We start from the raw sequence: 17910 nt of genomic DNA, 5'->3' as shown, positions 1-17910 counted from the left end.
CTTCCGCCAGGGCGCTCTCACAATCCAGCACAAAACTTGAGTGCGCTGTTGTCAATGGCGCGAGGGGGTGAGGGGCCCGCGGAGCGCCACGGCCCGCCGGGGCCGGTCGGTGACGAGGACGTCCACGCGCGGGTGGGCGAGGAAGGCCCGCATCAGGGTGTCGTCGTTGACGGTCCACACCATGGTGAACAGGCCCTGCCGGGTCGCCTCCCGCAGCACGGTGGTCCTGGCCAGCCGCTGGTGCACGGCGACGCCGTGGGCCCCGCAGGCCCGGATGCGGCGGGCCGGGAACAGCTCGCTCAGCCGGGTCCCGGGCAGCCGGGCCAGGGCCAGCTCCCTGCGGTCGCGTCCCAGGGACAGCGCGGTACGCACCCCGGGGAAGGCCTGCGCGACGGCGGCCACGGAACAGTCCTCCAGCGTCGTCACGACGAGCCCGTCCGCGCCGAGCAGGGCCACCGCCCGGTCGATCACCTCCCGCTCGTAGCCCACCTCCTTCAGGTCCAGGTGCGCCACGAGCTTCCCGGCGATCAGCGCCATGACCTCGTCCACCACCGGCACGTCGTATCCGGCCCGCTCGCTCAGCTCGGCGTGTGTGAGCGCGGCCAGCGGCGGCCCGGTGTGCCCGGCCCGGGGGTCGTGGTAGACGACGAGGACGCCGTCCCCCGTGCGGCGGATGTCGAACTCGACGTACTCCGCGCCGGACTCCAGCGCGTCCTCGTACGCCTGCCAGGTGGCGGGTCCGGCGCGCTCGGAGCCGCCCCGGTGGGCGGAGACGGCGGGGCGTGGCGTCATGGTCGTCGGCTCCCGGAGGGCGAGCGTGGCGGCGGGACGGGTACGGCGTCGTCGTCGGACGCCGGCAGCAGCGAGCCGGAGCGGGTGCGGATCCGTCTGAGCAGGACGTAGCCGATCAGGACCAGGGTCACGAAGGGGAGCCAGGCCAGCGCGTAGGCCGTGCCGTAGGCGCGCAGGTCGAGGATGGAGCGGTGCTCGTCGACGTTCGTGCCGTTCACGCCGAAGAAGGCCAGCAGCAGGGTGGGCGGCAGGGCGATCAGCGTGGCGGCGGCGACCAGGCCGGAGACGGTGCGGTCCCGGCGGTCGTCGCGCTCGGCGAGTTCGGCGTCCAGGGCGGCGGAGCGGGCGCTGATCACCGAGGTCAGGCGCTCGACCATGCGGGCCGAGTTCTCCAGGCTGTCGCGGATGCCGAGCGCGTCGCCCAGCGAGGACTGGAACGCCTCCATGACCATCTCGGGGATCAGCAGGCTGTCGACGTAGGCCTCGACGCCGAAGGCGAGGTCCAGCTGGAGTTCGTTGACGCCCGCGGAGAGGCGGGTGATCAGGGAGCGGATCTCGGTGGGCGAGTCGGTCAGGGCCCGCTCGTTGGCCTTCATCGTCGCGAAGGCCGCGAGGCGGGTGCGCTGGAGCACGGCCAGGGCGGAGATCATGCCGATGGCGACGAGCATCAGGCCGTTCTCGACGTGCGGGGCCCAGCCCGCCTGGACGGAGACGCCCCGGCCGAGGGCCGACAGGGTGACGCCGTGGTTCCTGACGTGCGGCGCCAGGCTCGCGTCGTACGGGGTGGCGGGGTTCCAGGGCATCCGGCCGCGGTAGACGATCTCGTTCAGCAGGATGGCCTTGCGGGCCTCGTCGGCGCTGAGCAGCTCGCGCTGTAACCGGCCGCCGGGGAAGACGAGTTGGTGCACGTTCTGGCCGAGGGCGAGCGGCCGGCCGCCGAGTTGCCCGGTCAGCACCGTCAGGAGCGGGCGGTCGTCGAGTTCGATCCGCTCCCGGTCGAAGCAGGTGGTGGCCAGCCAGGCGGCGAGGTCGCCGGCCGTGGTCTCGCCCGCGAAGGCGCAGTCCAGGACGAGTGTGGCGTCGCCGCGCGGGGTGGTGACGACGAGGATCCGCAGGGACGCGAGGCCCAGGCCGTGGTCGCCGTGCGGCAGCCGCAGCCGGCGTGGCGCGACCTGTTCGTCGAGCACCGGAACGGGGAGCACGTCCTGGCTGGTCATCAGGTGGGAGGCGAAGCGGCCGTAGTCGTAGCGGTCGACGAGGGCGCCGAGGACGGTGTCGCGGGGGCGCAGCCGGCCGGAGAGGCTGAACAGCAGCAGGACGCGGGTCCGGTCACGAGTGGCGGAGTCGAGCACCGTCGCGCTGGTTGACGTTCCCGGCAGCATCGCGTTCCTTCCGGACCGTCGGCGTCAGAGCGTCTGGTTCATACCCCGGGCGCGATGGGCGAATCGACGACGTCGCGCGGACCGCCCCTGGTGGGCGGGCCCGCGCGACGCGGGTGGGGCTGTTTCAGGCGAGCTTGGCGGTCAGGGTGATGGGCGTGGCCTTGAGGGCCTGGCTGACCGGGCAGCCGACCTTGGCCTCCTCGGCGGCGGCGAGGAAGGCCGCCTCGTCCATGCCGGGGACGGTGCCCTCGACGGTGAGGTGGATGCCGGTGATGCCCTCGCCGGGCTGGAAGGTGACGTCGGCGGAGGTCACCAGCTTGGTCGGCGGGGTGCCGGCCTTGTCGAGGATGTTGGAGAAGGCCATCGAGAAGCAGCTGGAGTGGGCGGCGGCGATCAGCTCCTCCGGGCTGGTCTTCCCGCCCGGCTCCTCGGTACGGGCCGCCCAGGAGACCGGCTGCTCGGCGAGGATGCCGGAGGAGTCGAAGGTGACGACGCCGTTGCCCTTGAAGAGGTTGCCTTCCCAAACGGTGTGTGCGGAGCGCGTGGCTGCCATGTCGCATCCTTTCGATGAGTATCCGGAACCGTGACCGGTTCCTGGCCACCATCCGATCACACTCCGGTTCAACTCACGCGGAAGACCGGACCTCTGGCGCTGAACGGCAGCCGTGCTCCCCGCGGGATCAGGTACGCGTGTTCGCGCCGCACGCGCAGGACGTCGCACCAGCCGTCGGTGATGATCAGGACGGGCGCGCCGGGCGGGAAGTCGTCCGCGCGGTGCAGCAGGTCGATGCCGGGTTGCAGGACGGTGCCGCCGCGGCCGTGCACGCGCACCCGGCCGGCGATCTCGGTGACCGGCAGGTAGCCGGCGTCGTGCGGGGCGGCGTCGCAGAACACGACCCGGGCGGCCGGTACGTCCCGGGCCTCGGCGTAGGAGGCGATGGCGCCCAGTGCCTTGCCGAGCAGGACGCGGTCCATGGAGCCGGAGGTGTCCAGGACCACCCCGAAGGTGCAGCGGGCGATCTCCTCGGGCGGGAAGTACCGCCCGGCGCGCGGGATGCCGGGCGTGGCCGCCTGGCGCCGTGAGGGACGGGCGAAGGAGCGGACGGGCTCGGGGCGGGGCACGAACTCGTCGAACCAGCGGGCGAGCCGCGCGTCCCACGGCAGCGGCGGGTGGCTGAGCGCGCGGATCTCCTCGACCAGGCCGCCGGGCAGGAAGCCGCGCTCCTGCCGCTGGTGCAGGTCGAGGCCCTGGGCGAGGCCCCGGCGGTAGAACTCGTCGAGGTCGACGTAGTCGCGGGGCGAGCCCAGCGGGGCGCCGAGGATGTCGCCCACGCCCTTGCCGCGCAGGGTGGCCAGGCGGCGCTTGCGGCGCAGGTCGCCGGCGATGCGGTCGTAGACCTCCTCGGCGGACAGGCCGGAGAGCTGCGGGTCGTGCAGCAGCCCCTCGGGCATGGTGCCGATCTGCATCTCGGTCAGCCAGCCGTTGATCACGTAGTCGCAGGCGACATTGAACAGGTAGGGGTCGCGGGTGCCGCAGCGGTCGCCGTGGCGCAGGGCGGCGTGCAGCATCTCGTGGGCCAGGACGAACCGCCACTCCTCGTCGTCGAACTGCCGCAGCGGGTTGACGTAGATCTCGCCGGCCTCGGCGTTGACGGCGGCGATCGCGATGCCGTGGGCGCGGGCGAGTTCGGCGTCGGCGACCAGCTTGACGCCGGACGCGATGCCGCCGAGCAGCGGGTAGGAGGAGATGAACCAGCTCAGCGCCCGCTGCCAGGGACGCAGCAGGGGCGCCTCGCCGTCCAGGCTGTCGCGGCGGCCGCCCGCCATGTCCATCGCGGCGGACACGGTCCGGGTCAGGGCGCCGGCGAAGGCCAGCTGCCAGTCGGGCGGCCGGGACCAGCCCACCCAGGGCACCAGCACCTGGTCGGGCGCGTCGCCCGCCGTACCGCAGCGCTCGTACACGGGGGGCAGGCCGTCGCGCCGCCAGCGGGCGGCGAGCTGCTCCTCGTCGCCGTCCGGGTAGGAGGCGGGCAGGTGCTCCGGGGTCTCGCCGACGGTGAAGCCGAGCAGGAAGCGGTTGACGACGACGCAGCGGGCGGCGAGGTCGTGGCGGTCGGGCTGGACGCGGTCGCCCTTCACCGCCGGGACGTGCCCGAAGCCGAGGTGGAGGACGGCGTGGGCGAGCGCCCAGGCCCAGGCGGCGGGCTCGGCGAGCCGGTCCGGGTGGACGTGCAGATCGCCGTCGGAGTCGACGACCACGAGTCCGTGGCGGGGCGCGAGGCGGCACTCCTCCTGGCGGCAGACGTCGAACTCCACGGCGGCGAGGGCGGGGTTCGTCCGCATCAGCCGCATTCCCTCGGCGAAGGCCTCGCCCGCGAGGTCCCGCTTCTTCTTCCGCTGGTCCTTGCCGCGGCCGCGGCTCACCGGCGGGCCTCCACCAGCCGCGGCATGTCGCGCGCCGCCTCGACGAGGAACCAGGAGGGCAGGACGGGGTTGCCGTCGCCGTCGGAGGCGATGACGGTCTGGGCGACCTCGACGGATATCTCGGCGAGCTGCACCAGCAGCGACTTGGCGCGGTAGGCGGTCTGGCGGCCGTTCGCCGACATGTGGTCCTTGCTCGCGGGCAGTTCCTTGATCAGGCGGCCCCTGAAGGAGTCGGCGAGGTAGAAGAGCAGGTCGCGGTCCTCCGGGCGGTTCGGCCAGCGGGCGTCGCCCTTGAGGATCGCCTCGATGCCGAACCGGCTGCGCACGATCTTGACGTAGCCGCAGAAGGCCTGCGCGTGCGCGGGCGTCAGCGTGCCGTGCGCGAGCACCCGCAGCGTCTCCTCGTCGAGGTCGCGGCCGAAGGAGTGCAGGGCGTCGGAGAGCATGTGCCAGGAACGGGGCGTGGAGAACGGCTCCTCCGTCTTCGGCGGCTTGGACCACAGGTGGTCGGGCCGGTCGGTGAGGTGGTCCACGACCCAGGGGTGGATGCCGTTGCCGCCGGCCCACGTCAGCCAGTCCTTGACGGAGGCCTCCAGGTGCACGTGGGTGAGGCGGTTGACGAGCGCGGAGGCGATGGGCCGGGCGAGCGCGTTGTCGGTGGCACGGTTCCCGGCGCCGATGACGATCGAGCCCTTGGGCAGTTCGTAGGTGCCGATACGGCGGTCGAGGATCAGCGAGTAGAACGCCTTCTGCACGTCCGGCGTGGCCGCGTTGAGCTCGTCGAGGAACAGGCAGTACGGCTCGTCCCGGGCGATCGCCTCCGGCGGGCAGAACACCGAGCGGCCGTCGCGGATCTGCGGTACGCCGATGAGGTCCTCCGGCGCCAGCTGGGTGCCCAGCAGGCTCACGCACTCCAGTCCGAGCGACTCGGCGAACGCCCGTACCAGGGAGGACTTCCCGATGCCGGGTGCGCCCCAGATGAAGACCGGCCGGACGGTGGCGAGGCCGAGCAGCAACTCCGGGATGCGGGCGGGAGTGACGGTGACGGCGGCCTGCAACGCAGGTTCTCCTCGAAAAGGGATGCGGGAAGACGAACCGCACCAGTGTGTGCGTACGGCTCCCCGGGCGCAGCCCAATTTCAGGCGGCGCGTTCCTCGCTGCTCTCCAGCGGCACCTGAGGGCCGTCCGACTCGCGCATCCAGCGGCGCAGTACGCGGTGGACGTGTTCGGCGCCGACGAGTTCCTCCCCCTCGTCGACCGGCGGGGAGAAGCCGAGCGGCGACAGCAGGAAGGGCTTGCCCTGTTCGCCGCCGAGGCCGCCGTGGGAGCCGATCTGTTCCTCGAAGGCGAGGACTTCGCCGTCGGCCGGGTCGTGGAAGGAGTTGACCATGATGTCGGCGGTGTGCGGGAAGGAGTGCGTACGGCGTACCGCGTCGGCGGCGCCCGGGCCGAACGGGGCGAGCGGGCCCGGGTTGTCGTCGAGGTCGGCCAGCGGTATCTCGGCGCCGTACGCGCCGAGGACGACCCCGCCGTGCTCGTCGCTGCGCACCAGCAGGAAGCCGATGCCGGGGTGGTTGGCGAGGGTCGGCAGCAGCGCGGGGTGGCGGGCGTCGATCTCCTCCTTGCTCATGCGGTGCGTGACGTCCGGGAAGGAGACCAGGCCGAGGTTGCCGGAGGCCAGCACGATCGGCTCCGAGCGCCGCGTGGGGCGGTGCTCCTCGCCGTGCTCCGCGACGGGGATGCGCAGTGCGGCGCGCACCGCCGCGCGGGCCTCCGTCCCGCTGCGGGTGCGCTCCGCCCGGCGCGGCACGGGCAGCCCGCAGCCGGCCCGCACCAGGTCGCCGAGGGTGAGGCCGTAGCGGGAGCGGAAGGTCTCTCCGGGGCTCTGGCCGTGGTCGGACAGCACGACGATCCGGTAGGGGCGCGGGGCGTGCTCGGCGACGTTCTCGATCAGGGCGAGGGAGCGGTCGAGGCGTTCGAGGACCTTCTGCGCGTCGCGGCTCGCCGGGCCGGAGTGGTGGGCGACCTCGTCGTAGGCCACGAGGTCGGCGTAGACGGCGGTGCGGCCGGCGAGCATGTCGCCCGTCACGGCGGCCACGACGACGTCCCGCTCGACGACGGTCGCGAAGGCCCTCACGAGCGGGTAGAGGCCGCCGCGGGAGACACGCGGGCGTTGTTTGCCGAGGCGGGTCCGGGTGGACTGGCCGATCTCCCGGCCCACCTCGGCGACGAAGGACAGGGCCGTGCGCACGGCGTTGGCCGGGTCGGAGAAGTAGGCGAAGTAGCCTGCCCGGGAGCGGTTCTCCCGGCTGCGGCGGCCGGCGATGGACAGCACGAGGGCCTGTTGTCCGGCGCCGCCGCTGAACAGGTTGCCGCGGCTGGCGCCGTCGACGGCGAGCAGGCCGTCGTGCCCCGCGTATCCGGCGGCGCGGCGCTGGAGCTCGGCGGCACTGGTCGGGCGGTTGCATACGACCACCTCGCGGGTGTCCTTCTCGTACCAGCGGAACGCGGGGACGTCGTGGTTGCTGCCGTGCAGGATGCCGAGCTGGCTGGCGCCGGTCTGGCTGGACCAGTCGGTGCGCCACGGGGTGAGCCGGTGGGTGGTGCGGGCACCGTCTCCGATGCCGAGCCAGCGGGCGACGGTGGGCATCAGGCCCTTGGCGACCGCGTCCAGCAGGACGTCGTGGCCGACGCCGTCGAGTTGCAGGAAGACCGTGCCGGGGGTGGGCGGGCAGGGCGGTCCGGACCTGCGGCGGCGGTCCGAGAGGCGGTACAGCCTGCGGCGGTAGGCGTCGTCGTCGCGCACGGCCAGGGCGGCGCCGGTGGCGGACGCCACGGCGGACATCACGGCGGCGACCACGACGGCGGTCTCCGGGGCGGCGGTGCCGCGCTCCCCGGGGTCGAGGCGCAGGGCGAGCAGCAGCAGCGCGCCGTTGAGGAAGAACACCAGCAGCCCCAGCACGAGCGCCGGTACGAGGAGCAGGAGCCGGACGAGCAGCGGCCAGACCACGGCCGACAGCAGACCGAAGGCACCGGCGCCGAAGGCCGCCTTGACGGCGATGTCGGTCGCGCTGTCACCGTCGGCCGACCGGAGCCGGAAGTCGGGCAGGATCCCGGCGAGCACGAGCATGGTGAGGGTGGAGACCGCCCACACGGCGACGCTCCGCCCCACCTGACTGGCGACCCGCCGCCACCGCACGCCCCGCACGCCCAGCCACCTCACGTCCCGGCCCGTCGCGACCACGGCCCCTCACCCACAGTGCCACAACGCACCGGGGACGCCCCGTGTCCCCCGGACCGTCGCGTCAGCGCCCGTCGTAGCCGGCGGTCGGCATCGACAGCCTGCGGTGCACGCACGCCTTCATCGCCGCGTCGTACGCCGGCTCCGCGTGCCCCACGGTCTCGACCCGCACCCCGCGCCGCACACACTCCGCGGTGAACTCCTCGACGGAGGAGAGCGCGCTCTCCAGCACTCTCCGGCTGGGTGCCACGAACAGGTCGAGGCCGGGCCGGACGCCGTCCCACAGCGCGCCGTGGTCGGGACGCAGCCCCCGGACCAGTAACTCCCGGCTGATCACATAGCCCCGCTCGGCGGCCCAGCGGGCGCACATCGCGTGCTGGCTGCGGGAGTCGACCAGGAACGGATCGTCGTCGAGCTCCTCCAGCGGCGTCAGACTCGCGATCGCCGTGACCCGGACCGGCACCATGGCGTCCCCCCTCACCTCCGGTTTCGCCGCCGACCCTACTCCTGCACGTAGGCTTCGGGGAGTCGCGCGAAGGGGGCAAAGAAGTGCCGGTGGAGATCACCTGGTGGGGTCACGCCACTTGCACGGTCGAGGACTCGAACGTACGCGTGCTCACCGATCCGCTGTTCGCACGCCGGCTCGCGCACCTGCGCCGCCGGCGCGGGGACCTGCCGCCTCCCGGCGCCCGCCAGGCGGACGTCGCGCTGGTCTCGCATCTGCACGCCGACCACCTGCATGTGCCGTCGCTGATGCGGCTCGCTCCGGACACGCGCCTGCTCGTGCCCCGGGGCGCGCACCGGGCGGTGCCGGGACTGCGCCGGCTCGCGCACCTGCGGGTCACCGAGGTGGCGCCCGGGGACGAGACACCGGTCGGCGACATCGTCGTACGGGCCGTGCCCGCGCGGCACGACGGGCGCCGGCTGCCGCTGGGACCGCACCGCTCCCCCGCGCTCGGCTACGTCGTCGCCGGTGAGGCCCGGACGTACTTCGCCGGGGACACCGGGCTGTTCGACGACATGGCCGAGGAGGTCGGGCCGGTCGAGGTGGCGCTGCTGCCGGTGGGCGGCTGGGGGCCGTACCTGGGCGAGGGACACCTGGACGCGGGCCGGGCGGCCCAGGCGCTGGCGCGGCTGGGGCCGCGCAGTGCGGTGCCGGTGCACTACGGCACGTACTGGCCGATCGGGATGGACGCCGTGCGCCCCCACGAGTTCCACGCGCCGGGTGACGAGTTCGTGCGGCTCGCGGCGCGGCACGCGCCCGGCGTGGCGGTGCACCGGCTCGGGCACGGGGAGAGCGTGCGCCTCGAGGTCGCGCGGTGATCCCGACCGCGCCCGTGGCGCAGGCCGCGATACCCCTGCTCGCGGCGTCCGCCGTCACCCCGGCGTCCGTCGTTCCGGAATCCACGCAGCAGGCGATCGGCTATCCGTCGCTCTTCCTGCTGGTGCTCATCGGGGCGCTGGTGCCGGTGATCCCGACGGGTGCGCTGGTGAGTTCCGCGGCCGTGGTCGCCGTCCACCAGACGGCGCCGTTCTCGCTGGCGATGGTGTTCGTGACGGCGTCGCTGGCGGCGTTCCTCGGGGACGCGGCGCTGTACTGGCTGGGGCGGCGCGGGATGAAGTCGAAGAACGGCTCGCGCTGGCTGGAGGCGCTCCGGGCGCGGGCCCCCGAGGACCGGCTGGAGCAGGCGCAGACGAAACTCGCCGAGCACGGTGTGGCGGTGCTGGTGCTGTCCCGGCTGGTGCCGGCGGGCCGTATCCCGGTGATGCTGGCCTGCCTGATGGCGAAGTGGCCGATGCGGAGGTTTTCCCGGGGGAACTTTCCGGCCTGTCTGGCTTGGGCCGTGACGTATCAGTTGATCGGAATTCTCGGGGGGTCGTTGTTCGATGAGCCCTGGGAGGGTGTCGTGGCGGCGATCGGGCTGACCTTGCTGATCAGTGTGGTGCCGAGTGTGGTGCGGCGGGTTCGGTAGCGCCGTACTGATTTGCGGTTGTTCTCGGGGTGCGGGTTGTGGGGGTTGATCGCGCAGTTCCCCGCGCCCCTCACCTACCTAAGCACCCTTGAAGCGCCCACCGGCATGTCCCACAGGTTCTCCCGGGGCAGACCCGTCTTCTCCCAGGCCGCCCGTACCCGCGTGAGGGGCTCCAGGACCGGCTCCGCCGAGAGGACGAAGGTGGCCCAGTGCATGGGGGCCATCCTGGTCGCTCCCAGGTCCTGGGCCGCGCGGACCGCCTCCTCCGGGTCGCAGTGGACGTCGCTGAGCCACCAGCGGGGGTCGTAGGCGCCGATGGGGAGGAGGGCGAGGTCGATGCCCGGGTAGCGGCGGCCGATGCGGGAGAACCAGTGGCCGTAGCCGGTGTCGCCCGCGAAGTAGACGCGCTGCCCCTCCTGGTCGGTGAGGACCCAGCCGCCCCACAGGCTGCGGCAGGTGTCGGTGAGGGTGCGCTTGGACCAGTGGTGGGACGGGACGAAGTCGAAGCGGACGCCGTCGAGTTCGGCCGCCTCCCACCAGTCGAGCTCCGTGACGCGGGTGAAGCGGCGGCGGTGGAACCAGCGGGCGAGACCGGCCGGGACGAACACGGGGGTGTCGCGCGGGAGCCTGCGCAGTGTGGGGGCGTCCAGGTGGTCGTAGTGGTTGTGGCTGATGACGACGGCGTCGACGCGCGGCAGCTCCTCCCAGGGGACGCCCACCGGGGTGATGCGGGCCGGGGTGCCGAGGATCCGGCGGGACCAGACCGGGTCGGTGAGGACGGTCAGTCCGCCGATCCGCAGGACCCAACTGGCGTGGCCCGCCCAGGTGACGGCGACCGTGCGGGCGTCGACGCGGGGCAGCGGGCCGGGTGCGTAAGGGAGCCGGGCGATGTCGGCGAGGCCTTCCGGGCCCGGTCGCACGGCGCCCTCGCGGGCGAAGCGGGCCATGGCCCTCAGGCCGGGGAGCGGCGCGGTCAGCCGGTCGTGGAAGGTGCGCGGCCACACCCGGCGTTCGGCCAGTGGTCTCGGCTCGGCCGGCGGCGGGTACGGGGGCGCGAGGGGGGACGGGAGGGCCGTGTCGCCGGCTTCCCGGGTGGTCGTGCTCGCGGTCGACTCGGACTGCTGCGTCATCGAGGAGGCTCCCATCGCTGAGCTTCATCGCGGAGATCGTCGAAGGCCGACTTCAGTTGGATCAACGAGCGTTGCACGTGCGGCAGTTCCAACGGCGTGGGTGAGGTGAGGCATTCCGCGCGTTCCGTGTCGGAGCCGGCCAGCAGTGCGCCGGTCGAAAGCCGCACGCGCGGGGCTTCGAGCTCGTCACCGAAGCGGTGGCCGCCCGGCGCGGGCATACCGAGCCGGGCGGCGAGGAAGTCCTCCAGTTCCTGGGCGTCGCCGACGTCGTGCGCGGTCAGCGCGGGGCGCAGCGGGGAGAGGTCGACGTACAGATGGCGGCCGGCCTGCGGGGGCCGGGCGAGGGCGCCGGCCGCGACGACGGCGGCGTGCGCCTCGGCGGCCAGGCGCGCGTGCAGGCGCACGGCGGTGGCGACGCGCGCCGTGACCGCTTCCGGTTCCGCCAGGGCGTACGCGGCCGCCGCGGCGATGGGAGCGGCGACCCGGGCGTCGAGCGCGGTGAGCACATCGAGCACGCGCGCGTGGAGGCCGTCGGCGTCCTCGCCGGCCGGGAAGCGGACCGCCGCGGCCGGCCAGCCGGGCGGGAGCAGGGCACCGGCCAGGTCGGTCACGACGGTGACCCGGTCGGGCAGCATCTCGGCGGGGCTGAGCAGCACGGTGTCGTGCGGGTCGTGCAGGGTGTCGCGCCAGGTCTCGTCGCTGACCAGGTGCAGGCCCTCCCCCTGGGCGGCCTCGACGGTCTCGTGCAGCAGCTCGGGAGGGGCGACGGTGCCCGTCGGGTCGTCGGCGACGGACAGGACGAGCAGGCGGGGATCACCGCCCTCGGCACGGACCCGGCGCACGGTCTCCAGCAGGGCGTACGGGTCGGGCACGCCGCCGCTCTCCGGCGGGGTCGGCACGTGGAAGGCGGGGCGTCCCAGCAGGCGGGCGTACGGCGCCCACCAGGCGGCGCAGGGTCTCGGCACGAGGACGTCACCGCCGAGGGCGGCGGTCAGGGCGAGCAGCAGCGCGGGCGCGCCGGGCCCGGCGGCCACGCGGCCGGGGTCGCAGTGCAGTCCGCGCCGGTCCCAGTAGCCGCAGGCGGCCTCGCGCAGAGCCGGTCCCCCGCCGACCGGCTCGTGGTCGCCCCGGGACGCCGCGGCGGCGAGCACCGCGGACAGCTCCGGCAGTACGGGCAGTCCGTCGTCGGGGAGCGGCGGCCCGAACCGGACGGGGCCGTGGCCTTCCGGGTCCGTCCGCCGCATCCGTACCTCCGCAGTGCCTGGTGCCGTGTCCTGTCGGCCTCGCCCGTACCCTCGGCCACTGAGTACCCACGGTGCCGCCGCCCCATGGGCGCCCGGGCGGTTGTGACGGTCACAGCATGAGCAGGCCGGGCCGGGGAAACATGGGGGCTTCCGAAGCGGTGGTGCGCGCCGTGCGTCAGCGGTACGGGTCGCTCTCCCGGTTGCGCAAGCGGTGCACGGCGGCGCCGAACGCGCCCGCGATCAGCACCCCGCCCGCGACCAGGGCGGGGACCGAGTCGGTGAAGGCACCGCCGTCGCCGGCGCGTACCCCGCGCGGTACGACCGCTTCGCCGCACTCGGTGTGGTGGTGGCGCGGTTCGGCGCGCGGTTCCTCCGGGCAGGGCTCGTGGGTGGGCTGGTGAGGGGGCTTGTGCGTCGGCTTGTGAGAGGGCTCGTGGTGGCCACCGCCGTGGGCCACCGTGAACGTCGCGCTCCACTCCTTGCCCTCCCCGCCGGGAGCGGCCGGGCAGGTGCCGTCGACGGTCCACGCCGAGTCCTCGCCGAGGGCGTCCGGATCGCCCTCGAAGTTCTCCGCGGGAGCGATTCGGGCCGTCCCCCGGTAGGCCGGGCCGGACACCTCGTCGTCGTTGCCGGTCACCTTGCGCAACGGGACGGTGCCCTCGTCGAAGGCCTGCGAGGTCGCGTCGATGCTGTCGGGCGGCGGCCCCCCGGTCGGATCACAGCTGACCGAGATGGTGAGCGTCCCCCCGGGCTCCACGGCGGCCGGGCTGACCTCGGCGGCGGGTTCGGCGGCCACGACCGGCGCGAAGCCCAGCAGGGCGGAGCCGGCCAGGACGGCGAGGGAGAGTGCGTGGCGGGTGCGGCGCATGGAGCGAGCTCCTTCGGGCGACGGCAGAAAAGCCCTCCTGCCATCACAGCCAGCCCGCTACGACGCCGCGCGCGGCCGTGCCCCATTCGCGGGACAGTGCCACCCCATCAGGTGAATCGGAGCAGCTCGGTGTTACGCCACATCCCGCATGACCTGCTCCCGGACCCGACCGCAGCACCGGCTGATCAGCCGGGACACATGCATCTGCGAGATCCCCAGCTCCTCGGCGATCCGGCTCTGCGTCATGTCCCCGAAGAAGCGCATGTACAGAATCGCCCGCTCCCGCTCCGGCAGCGCCGCCAGCCGCGACTTCACCGCCTCACGGTCCACGACCGTGTCCAGCGCCGGGTCCGGCGACCCGAGCGCGTCGCTCAGGGAATACCCGTCCTCGCTGCCGGGCAGCTCCGCGTCCAGGGACAGGGCGGTGAAGCTCTCCAGGGCCTCCAGTCCGGTCTTGACGTCCTCCTCGCTCAGCTTCGTGTGCTCGGCGATCTCCGCCATGGTGGGCCGCCGGCCGGAGATGGTCTGGGACAGCTCCTGGGAGGCGAACCGAACGCGGTTGCGCAGGTCCTGGACCCGGCGGGGTACGTGCAGGGTCCACATGTGGTCCCGGAAGTGGCGCTTGATCTCGCCGGTGATGGTGGGCACGGCGTAGCTCTCGAAGGCGTTGCCGAGCTCGGGGTCGTACCGGTCGACGGCCTTGACCAGGCCGAGGGCCGCGACCTGGCGCAGGTCCTCGAAGCTCTCGCCGCGGCTGCGGAAGCGTCCGGCGAGGCGGTCGGCCATGGGCAGCCAGGCCTCGACGATCTCGTCGCGGAGCGCGTCGCGCTCGGGTCCGTCGGGGAGTGTGGCGAGCCTGCGGAAGGCGTCGGCGGTGTCGGGGGCGTCGTCGTGGGGGTGCTGCTTCGCGCTGGTGTGGATCGGCATGATGCGTCGCAATTCCCTTGAAGGTGCTCTGGGTTGGACGGTCACCGTGGGAGCGCATCACCTGCACGGACCAGGAGCGCCGGTGGCGGCGCGATCGGCCGCTCCCACGGACGTGCCTCCTGTCCGAAGCACTGAGGTGCGCCTGCCCCCGGCCCCCGCCCGCAAACCCGGAGAGGTTTTCCGCCGTCGCGCAGGGTGACTCGTACCGATGGCTCTGTCCCCATACGTCCGGGAGGTCGTACATGAGCACCAAGGTCTCCGACCACGTCCTCGAGCGGTTGCGCGAATGGGGGGTCGAGCAGGTCTTCGGCTATCCGGGCGACGGGATCAACGGCCTGCTCGCCGCGTGGGGCCGGGCCGAGAACGAGCCCCGTTTCGTGCAGTCGCGGCACGAGGAGATGTCGGCTTTCCAGGCGGTCGGGTACGCCAAGTTCAGCGGCCGTCTCGGGGTGTGCACGGCCACGTCCGGACCGGGCGCGATCCATCTCCTGAACGGCCTGTACGACGCGAAGCTGGACCATGTCCCGGTGCTGGCGATCGTCGGCCAGACGCACCGCACCGCGATGGGCGGCTCCTACCAGCAGGAAGTGGATCTGCACACGCTGTACAAGGACGTCGCCTCCGACTTCGTGGAGACGGTGACGGTGCCGGAGCAACTGCCCAACGTGCTGGACCGGGCGATCCGCACCGCGTACGCGCGTCGCTGCCCCACCGCGATCATCATCCCCGGTGACGTCCAGGAACTCGACTACTCGCCGCCGACGCACGAGTTCAAGATGGTGCCCTCCAGCCTGGACCGCAGTTCGTGGACGGCGGTTCCCTCCGACGACTCGGTGCGCCGGGCCGCCGACATCCTCAACTCCGGGGACAAGGTGGCGATCCTGGTCGGCCAGGGCGCGGCCGGCGCGCGGGCCGAGGTGGAACGGATCGCCGAGCTGCTCGGCGCCGGTGTCGCCAAGGCGCTGCTCGGCAAGGACGTCCTCAGCGACGAACTGCCGTACGTCACCGGCTCGATCGGGCTGCTGGGCACGCGTCCGTCGTACGAGCTGATGCGGGACTGCGACACGCTGCTGACGATCGGATCGTCGTTCCCGTACACCCAGTTCATGCCGGAGTTCGGCAAGGCGCGGGGCGTGCAGATCGACATCGATCCGCACATGGTCGGGATGCGCTACCCGTACGAGGTGAACCTGGTCGGCGACGCGAAGGCCACGCTGGAGCGGCTGATCCCGTTGATCGAGGAGGGCCGCGGGCGCGAGTGGTACGACACGGTGTGCGCCAACGTGACGCGCTGGCGGGACGTCATGGAGCGCCGGGCCGGACTCGACGCCGACCCGATCAACCCGGAGTACGTGGCCCGCGCCCTGGACCCGTTGCTTCCGGACAACGCGATCGTCGCCTCCGACTCGGGTTCGACGGCCAACTGGTACGCGCGGCACCTGACCATGCGGCCGGGCATGCGGGGTTCGCTCTCCGGCACGCTGGCGACGATGGGGTGCGGGGTGCCGTACGTGATCGGCGCGAAGTTCGCCCACCCGGACCGGCCCGCGATCGCGCTGGTGGGCGACGGGGCGATGCAGATGAACGGGATGGCGGAGCTGATCACCGCGGCGAAGTACCGCCACCAGTGGGAGGACCCGCGGCTGGTGGTCGCCGTGTGGAACAACCAGGACCTGAATCAGGTCACGTGGGAGATGCGGGCCATGGAGGGCGCGCCGCAGTTCCTGCCGTCGCAGCAGCTCCCGGACGTGCAGTACGCCGCGTTCGCGCGTTCCCTGGGGCTGACCGGCATCCGGGTGGAGAAGCCGGAGGACGTCGAGGCGGGCTGGCGTGCCGCGCTGGAGGCGGACGGTCCCGCGGTGGTCGAGTTCCTGACCGATCCGGCCGTCCCACCGATCCCGCCGCACGCCACCTGGGAGCAGATGGAGGCGACCGCCGCGTCGATCCTGAAGGGCGACTCGGACCGGGGATCGGTGGTCAAGCAGGGCTTCAAGGCGAAGGTGCAGGAGTTCCTGCCGGGGCGTGAGAGGAAGAAGTAGCGGTCGCCGCGGCCGTGTGGGGCACGCCGGCCGGTTCGCGCCGGTCGGTGTCGTCCTGCGGCAGCAGCAGTTCCTCGTAACGGCCCAGCACCAGCACCACTCCGAGCATGAGTAGCGGAATGAGCACAGCGAGCATCGCCATGACGTGTCCTTCCCCAGAGAGGTGTGGGGGGGTGTGATCCGGGTCTCCCGCAGGCCGTGGCGCAAACCAGTGCGGACGGCACCGATCCGGGGCGGCGAACCCGTGTCGGCTCCCGGTGTTCGGGTACGCGGTGCGGACCCCCGACCGTCTGGAGGGAGACATGCAGCGAGGCAGCGACCGGCTGAGCGTCCACCGAGACGACGAGATGAAGCACGAACTCCAGGGGCTGCTCAGGTCCGGGCACCCCACCCGCAGTGAGGAGTGGCACGACCCGGAGCCGGCCGCCGAGGACGACCCCGAGGTCGCGTACGGGCCGGTGACGCCGAGCCGTGCGCCGACGTCCCTGGAGTCGGTGCGCCTGGAGCTGGCCCGGATCCTGGGCCGCCGGGTGTTCCCGGCGAGCGCGCGCGAACTGGCCCGCGAGCTGCGCGGCCACCAGGCGCCCGACGCCCTCGTCGAAGCCCTGGAGCGGCTGCCGCGCCAGGAGCGCTACGGCAATGTCCAGGAGCTGGCCCAGGCCCTGATCCGGGCCCGGGAGACCGGGCCGGAGGAGTACGCGTAAGGACCGCACCGGGGGCACCGCGGGCGGGTCGGCCCGCCCGCGGTGCCCCCGCCGGAGGGGGAACAGAGGGAGGGCCTTCAGTGATGGCCGAGCTGGTGAAGGACGTGATGACCCCGGGTGTGGTCGCCGTACGCCCGGACGCCTCGCTCGTCGAGGCGGCGCAGTTGATGCGCACCCAGAACATCGGCGACGTGGTGGTGGCGGACGGGCAGGACGTGGTCGGCGTGCTCACCGACCGTGACATCACGGTGCGGGCGGTGGCCGACGGCGCCGACCCGATGACGGTGAGCGCGCAGTCGGTGTGCACGTCGGACCCGGTGACGGTGACCCCGGACGACCCGGTGTCGACCGCGGTCAGGCTGATGCGCGAGCACGCGGTGCGCCGGCTGCCGGTGGTGGAGAACGGACTGCCGGTGGGGATGGTGAGCCTCGGCGACCTGGCCGAGGCCGAGGACCCCGCGTCGGCGCTCGCCGACATCAGCCGCGCCGATCCGGACGCCCGGGGAGGTGCGTGAGCATCGACCAGGCGAAGGAGATCAGTGCCACGGGGGTCACCGTCGACGTCGGGGACGTCACGACCCGCTACCTGCTGTACGGGCTGCTGCCCGGCTGGTTCGTGCCCGGGGTGGCCGACTGGGTGATGCACCGGCGGACCCGCATCGAGGAGACCGCCGGCGCCAAGGAGTCATTGATCCACTCGCTGATGATGGCCGAGGTCGGCATCCCGATCGCGCTGACGCTGCGCTACGAGGTCAACCCGCTGCTGCTGAGCGTGCAGCTGGGCGGGGCCGCGGTGCACGAGGCGACGGCGCTGTGGGACGTCCGTACGGCCGTCGAGAGCGAACGGGAGGTCAAGCCGGTCGAGCAGCACATCCACAGCTTTCTGGAGTCGCTGCCGTTCGCTGCGCTCGCCTCCCTGATGTGCCTGCACGCCGACCAGGTGAAGTCGCTGCTGCGCGGCGGCCGCGGGGACCCCGACGCGTGGCGGCTGGTGCCGCGCCGGCGGCCGCTGTCGCGCGGCTACCTGGTCGGCATCGCCGCGGCGATCGGCACCTGCGTGCTGCTGCCGTACGGCGAGGAGTTGCTGCGGTGCGTGCGCACGGGCCGCAGGAACCGCAAGAACGACAAGAACGCGAGGAGCGACGCGGCGCGCTGGAGCGCCGCACGCTCCGGGAAAGGACGTTGA

At 73.1% G+C, this 17910-nt stretch carries 17 protein-coding genes; 6 read left to right on the top strand and 11 right to left on the bottom strand.

The window, feature by feature from the left end; translation table 11 throughout:
• Nucleotides 1-51: 51 nt before the first annotated feature.
• From ABFX81_RS03825 to ABFX81_RS03795, 7 genes are all read right to left on the bottom strand, one after another.
• The gene (locus ABFX81_RS03825; protein ID WP_086854123.1) at nt 52-792 is read right to left on the bottom strand and encodes a glycerophosphodiester phosphodiesterase family protein; all 741 of its coding nucleotides are present in this window, start codon (nt 790-792) and stop codon (nt 52-54) included.
• Nucleotides 789-2174: a hypothetical protein gene (locus ABFX81_RS03820; RefSeq protein ID WP_346137621.1), complete on the bottom strand. Its 1386-nt coding sequence runs from the start codon at nt 2172-2174 to the stop codon at nt 789-791. The genes ABFX81_RS03825 and ABFX81_RS03820 overlap by 4 nt, the downstream gene beginning before the upstream one ends.
• 124 nt (nt 2175-2298) lie before the next feature.
• Nucleotides 2299-2727, bottom strand: a complete 429-nt coding sequence (locus ABFX81_RS03815; RefSeq protein ID WP_037668927.1) for an OsmC family peroxiredoxin — start codon at nt 2725-2727, stop codon at nt 2299-2301.
• Between the two features lie 68 nt (nt 2728-2795).
• The gene (locus ABFX81_RS03810; protein WP_428837140.1) at nt 2796-4526 is read right to left on the bottom strand and encodes a vWA domain-containing protein; all 1731 of its coding nucleotides are present in this window, start codon (nt 4524-4526) and stop codon (nt 2796-2798) included.
• Between the two features lie 68 nt (nt 4527-4594).
• Nucleotides 4595-5656: an AAA family ATPase gene (locus ABFX81_RS03805; RefSeq protein WP_086855133.1), complete on the bottom strand. Its 1062-nt coding sequence runs from the start codon at nt 5654-5656 to the stop codon at nt 4595-4597.
• Nucleotides 5657-5736: 80 nt separating this feature from the next.
• Entirely contained in the window at nt 5737-7806 is a 2070-nt protein-coding gene (locus tag ABFX81_RS03800; protein ID WP_346137767.1) for a phage holin family protein, read from the bottom strand.
• A gap of 97 nt (nt 7807-7903) precedes the next feature.
• On the bottom strand, nt 7904-8305 hold the full coding sequence (locus ABFX81_RS03795; RefSeq protein ID WP_086853807.1) for a hypothetical protein: 402 nt from the start codon (nt 8303-8305) through the stop codon (nt 7904-7906).
• An 83-nt stretch (nt 8306-8388) separates the two neighbouring features.
• Here ABFX81_RS03795 and ABFX81_RS03790 point away from each other — a divergent pair, with 83 nt between their 5' ends.
• Together ABFX81_RS03790 and ABFX81_RS03785 are read left to right on the top strand one after the other, a co-directional pair.
• Complete coding sequence (locus ABFX81_RS03790; RefSeq protein WP_086853805.1) at nt 8389-9162, top strand: MBL fold metallo-hydrolase; 774 nt, start codon at nt 8389-8391, stop codon at nt 9160-9162.
• 35 nt (nt 9163-9197) lie between these two features.
• Complete coding sequence (locus ABFX81_RS03785) at nt 9198-9812, top strand: DedA family protein (RefSeq protein WP_428837139.1); 615 nt, start codon at nt 9198-9200, stop codon at nt 9810-9812.
• Nucleotides 9813-9886: 74 nt separating this feature from the next.
• Here the strand turns inward: ABFX81_RS03785 and ABFX81_RS03780 are convergent, their stop codons facing one another.
• From ABFX81_RS03780 to ABFX81_RS03765, 4 genes are all read right to left on the bottom strand, one after another.
• Nucleotides 9887-10942: an MBL fold metallo-hydrolase gene (locus ABFX81_RS03780; protein WP_346137620.1), complete on the bottom strand. Its 1056-nt coding sequence runs from the start codon at nt 10940-10942 to the stop codon at nt 9887-9889.
• Nucleotides 10939-12186 (bottom strand): aminotransferase class I/II-fold pyridoxal phosphate-dependent enzyme, encoded by a 1248-nt coding sequence (locus ABFX81_RS03775; RefSeq protein WP_346137619.1) that lies wholly within the window; start codon nt 12184-12186, stop codon nt 10939-10941. Before ABFX81_RS03775 ends, ABFX81_RS03780 begins: the two co-directional genes overlap by 4 nt.
• 175 nt (nt 12187-12361) lie before the next feature.
• Entirely contained in the window at nt 12362-13054 is a 693-nt protein-coding gene (locus ABFX81_RS03770; RefSeq protein WP_086854752.1) for a hypothetical protein, read from the bottom strand.
• A 132-nt stretch (nt 13055-13186) separates the two neighbouring features.
• Nucleotides 13187-13981, bottom strand: coding sequence for a SigB/SigF/SigG family RNA polymerase sigma factor (locus tag ABFX81_RS03765; protein ID WP_086854753.1), 795 nt, complete (start codon nt 13979-13981; stop codon nt 13187-13189).
• A 242-nt stretch (nt 13982-14223) separates the two neighbouring features.
• Here ABFX81_RS03765 and ABFX81_RS03760 point away from each other — a divergent pair, with 242 nt between their 5' ends.
• The 4 genes from ABFX81_RS03760 to ABFX81_RS03745 all read left to right on the top strand — a co-directional run bounded on the left by ABFX81_RS03760 (nt 14224) and on the right by ABFX81_RS03745 (nt 17910).
• Nucleotides 14224-16020, top strand: coding sequence for a thiamine pyrophosphate-requiring protein (locus tag ABFX81_RS03760; RefSeq protein ID WP_086854754.1), 1797 nt, complete (start codon nt 14224-14226; stop codon nt 16018-16020).
• A gap of 302 nt (nt 16021-16322) precedes the next feature.
• Nucleotides 16323-16724, top strand: coding sequence for a DUF2795 domain-containing protein (locus ABFX81_RS03755; protein ID WP_086854760.1), 402 nt, complete (start codon nt 16323-16325; stop codon nt 16722-16724).
• A gap of 83 nt (nt 16725-16807) precedes the next feature.
• Complete coding sequence (locus ABFX81_RS03750; protein WP_086854756.1) at nt 16808-17239, top strand: CBS domain-containing protein; 432 nt, start codon at nt 16808-16810, stop codon at nt 17237-17239.
• Nucleotides 17236-17910 (top strand): diguanylate cyclase, encoded by a 675-nt coding sequence (locus tag ABFX81_RS03745; protein WP_086854757.1) that lies wholly within the window; start codon nt 17236-17238, stop codon nt 17908-17910. The genes ABFX81_RS03750 and ABFX81_RS03745 overlap by 4 nt, the downstream gene beginning before the upstream one ends.

The organism is Streptomyces coeruleofuscus, assembly GCF_039532725.1.
GTDB lineage: Bacteria > Actinomycetota > Actinomycetes > Streptomycetales > Streptomycetaceae > Streptomyces > Streptomyces coeruleofuscus.
This window is presented reverse-complemented; position numbering and strand designations above follow the sequence as displayed.

What these genes read in the sequence shown, in the direction of transcription:
- ABFX81_RS03810 (WP_428837140.1), bottom strand. Translation starts at nt 4,526, where the DNA reads ATGCGGCTGATGCGGACGAACCCCGCCCTCGCCGCCGTGGAGTTCGAC.
- ABFX81_RS03750 (WP_086854756.1), top strand. Translation starts at nt 16,808, where the DNA reads ATGGCCGAGCTGGTGAAGGACGTGATGACCCCGGGTGTGGTCGCCGTA.
- ABFX81_RS03775 (WP_346137619.1), bottom strand. Translation starts at nt 12,186, where the DNA reads ATGCGGCGGACGGACCCGGAAGGCCACGGCCCCGTCCGGTTCGGGCCG.
- ABFX81_RS03770 (WP_086854752.1), bottom strand. Translation starts at nt 13,054, where the DNA reads ATGCGCCGCACCCGCCACGCACTCTCCCTCGCCGTCCTGGCCGGCTCC.
- ABFX81_RS03780 (WP_346137620.1), bottom strand. Translation starts at nt 10,942, where the DNA reads ATGACGCAGCAGTCCGAGTCGACCGCGAGCACGACCACCCGGGAAGCC.
- ABFX81_RS03795 (WP_086853807.1), bottom strand. Translation starts at nt 8,305, where the DNA reads ATGGTGCCGGTCCGGGTCACGGCGATCGCGAGTCTGACGCCGCTGGAG.
- ABFX81_RS03820 (WP_346137621.1), bottom strand. Translation starts at nt 2,174, where the DNA reads ATGCTGCCGGGAACGTCAACCAGCGCGACGGTGCTCGACTCCGCCACT.
- ABFX81_RS03765 (WP_086854753.1), bottom strand. Translation starts at nt 13,981, where the DNA reads ATGCCGATCCACACCAGCGCGAAGCAGCACCCCCACGACGACGCCCCC.
- ABFX81_RS03755 (WP_086854760.1), top strand. Translation starts at nt 16,323, where the DNA reads ATGCAGCGAGGCAGCGACCGGCTGAGCGTCCACCGAGACGACGAGATG.
- ABFX81_RS03760 (WP_086854754.1), top strand. Translation starts at nt 14,224, where the DNA reads ATGAGCACCAAGGTCTCCGACCACGTCCTCGAGCGGTTGCGCGAATGG.
- ABFX81_RS03825 (WP_086854123.1), bottom strand. Translation starts at nt 792, where the DNA reads ATGACGCCACGCCCCGCCGTCTCCGCCCACCGGGGCGGCTCCGAGCGC.
- ABFX81_RS03815 (WP_037668927.1), bottom strand. Translation starts at nt 2,727, where the DNA reads ATGGCAGCCACGCGCTCCGCACACACCGTTTGGGAAGGCAACCTCTTC.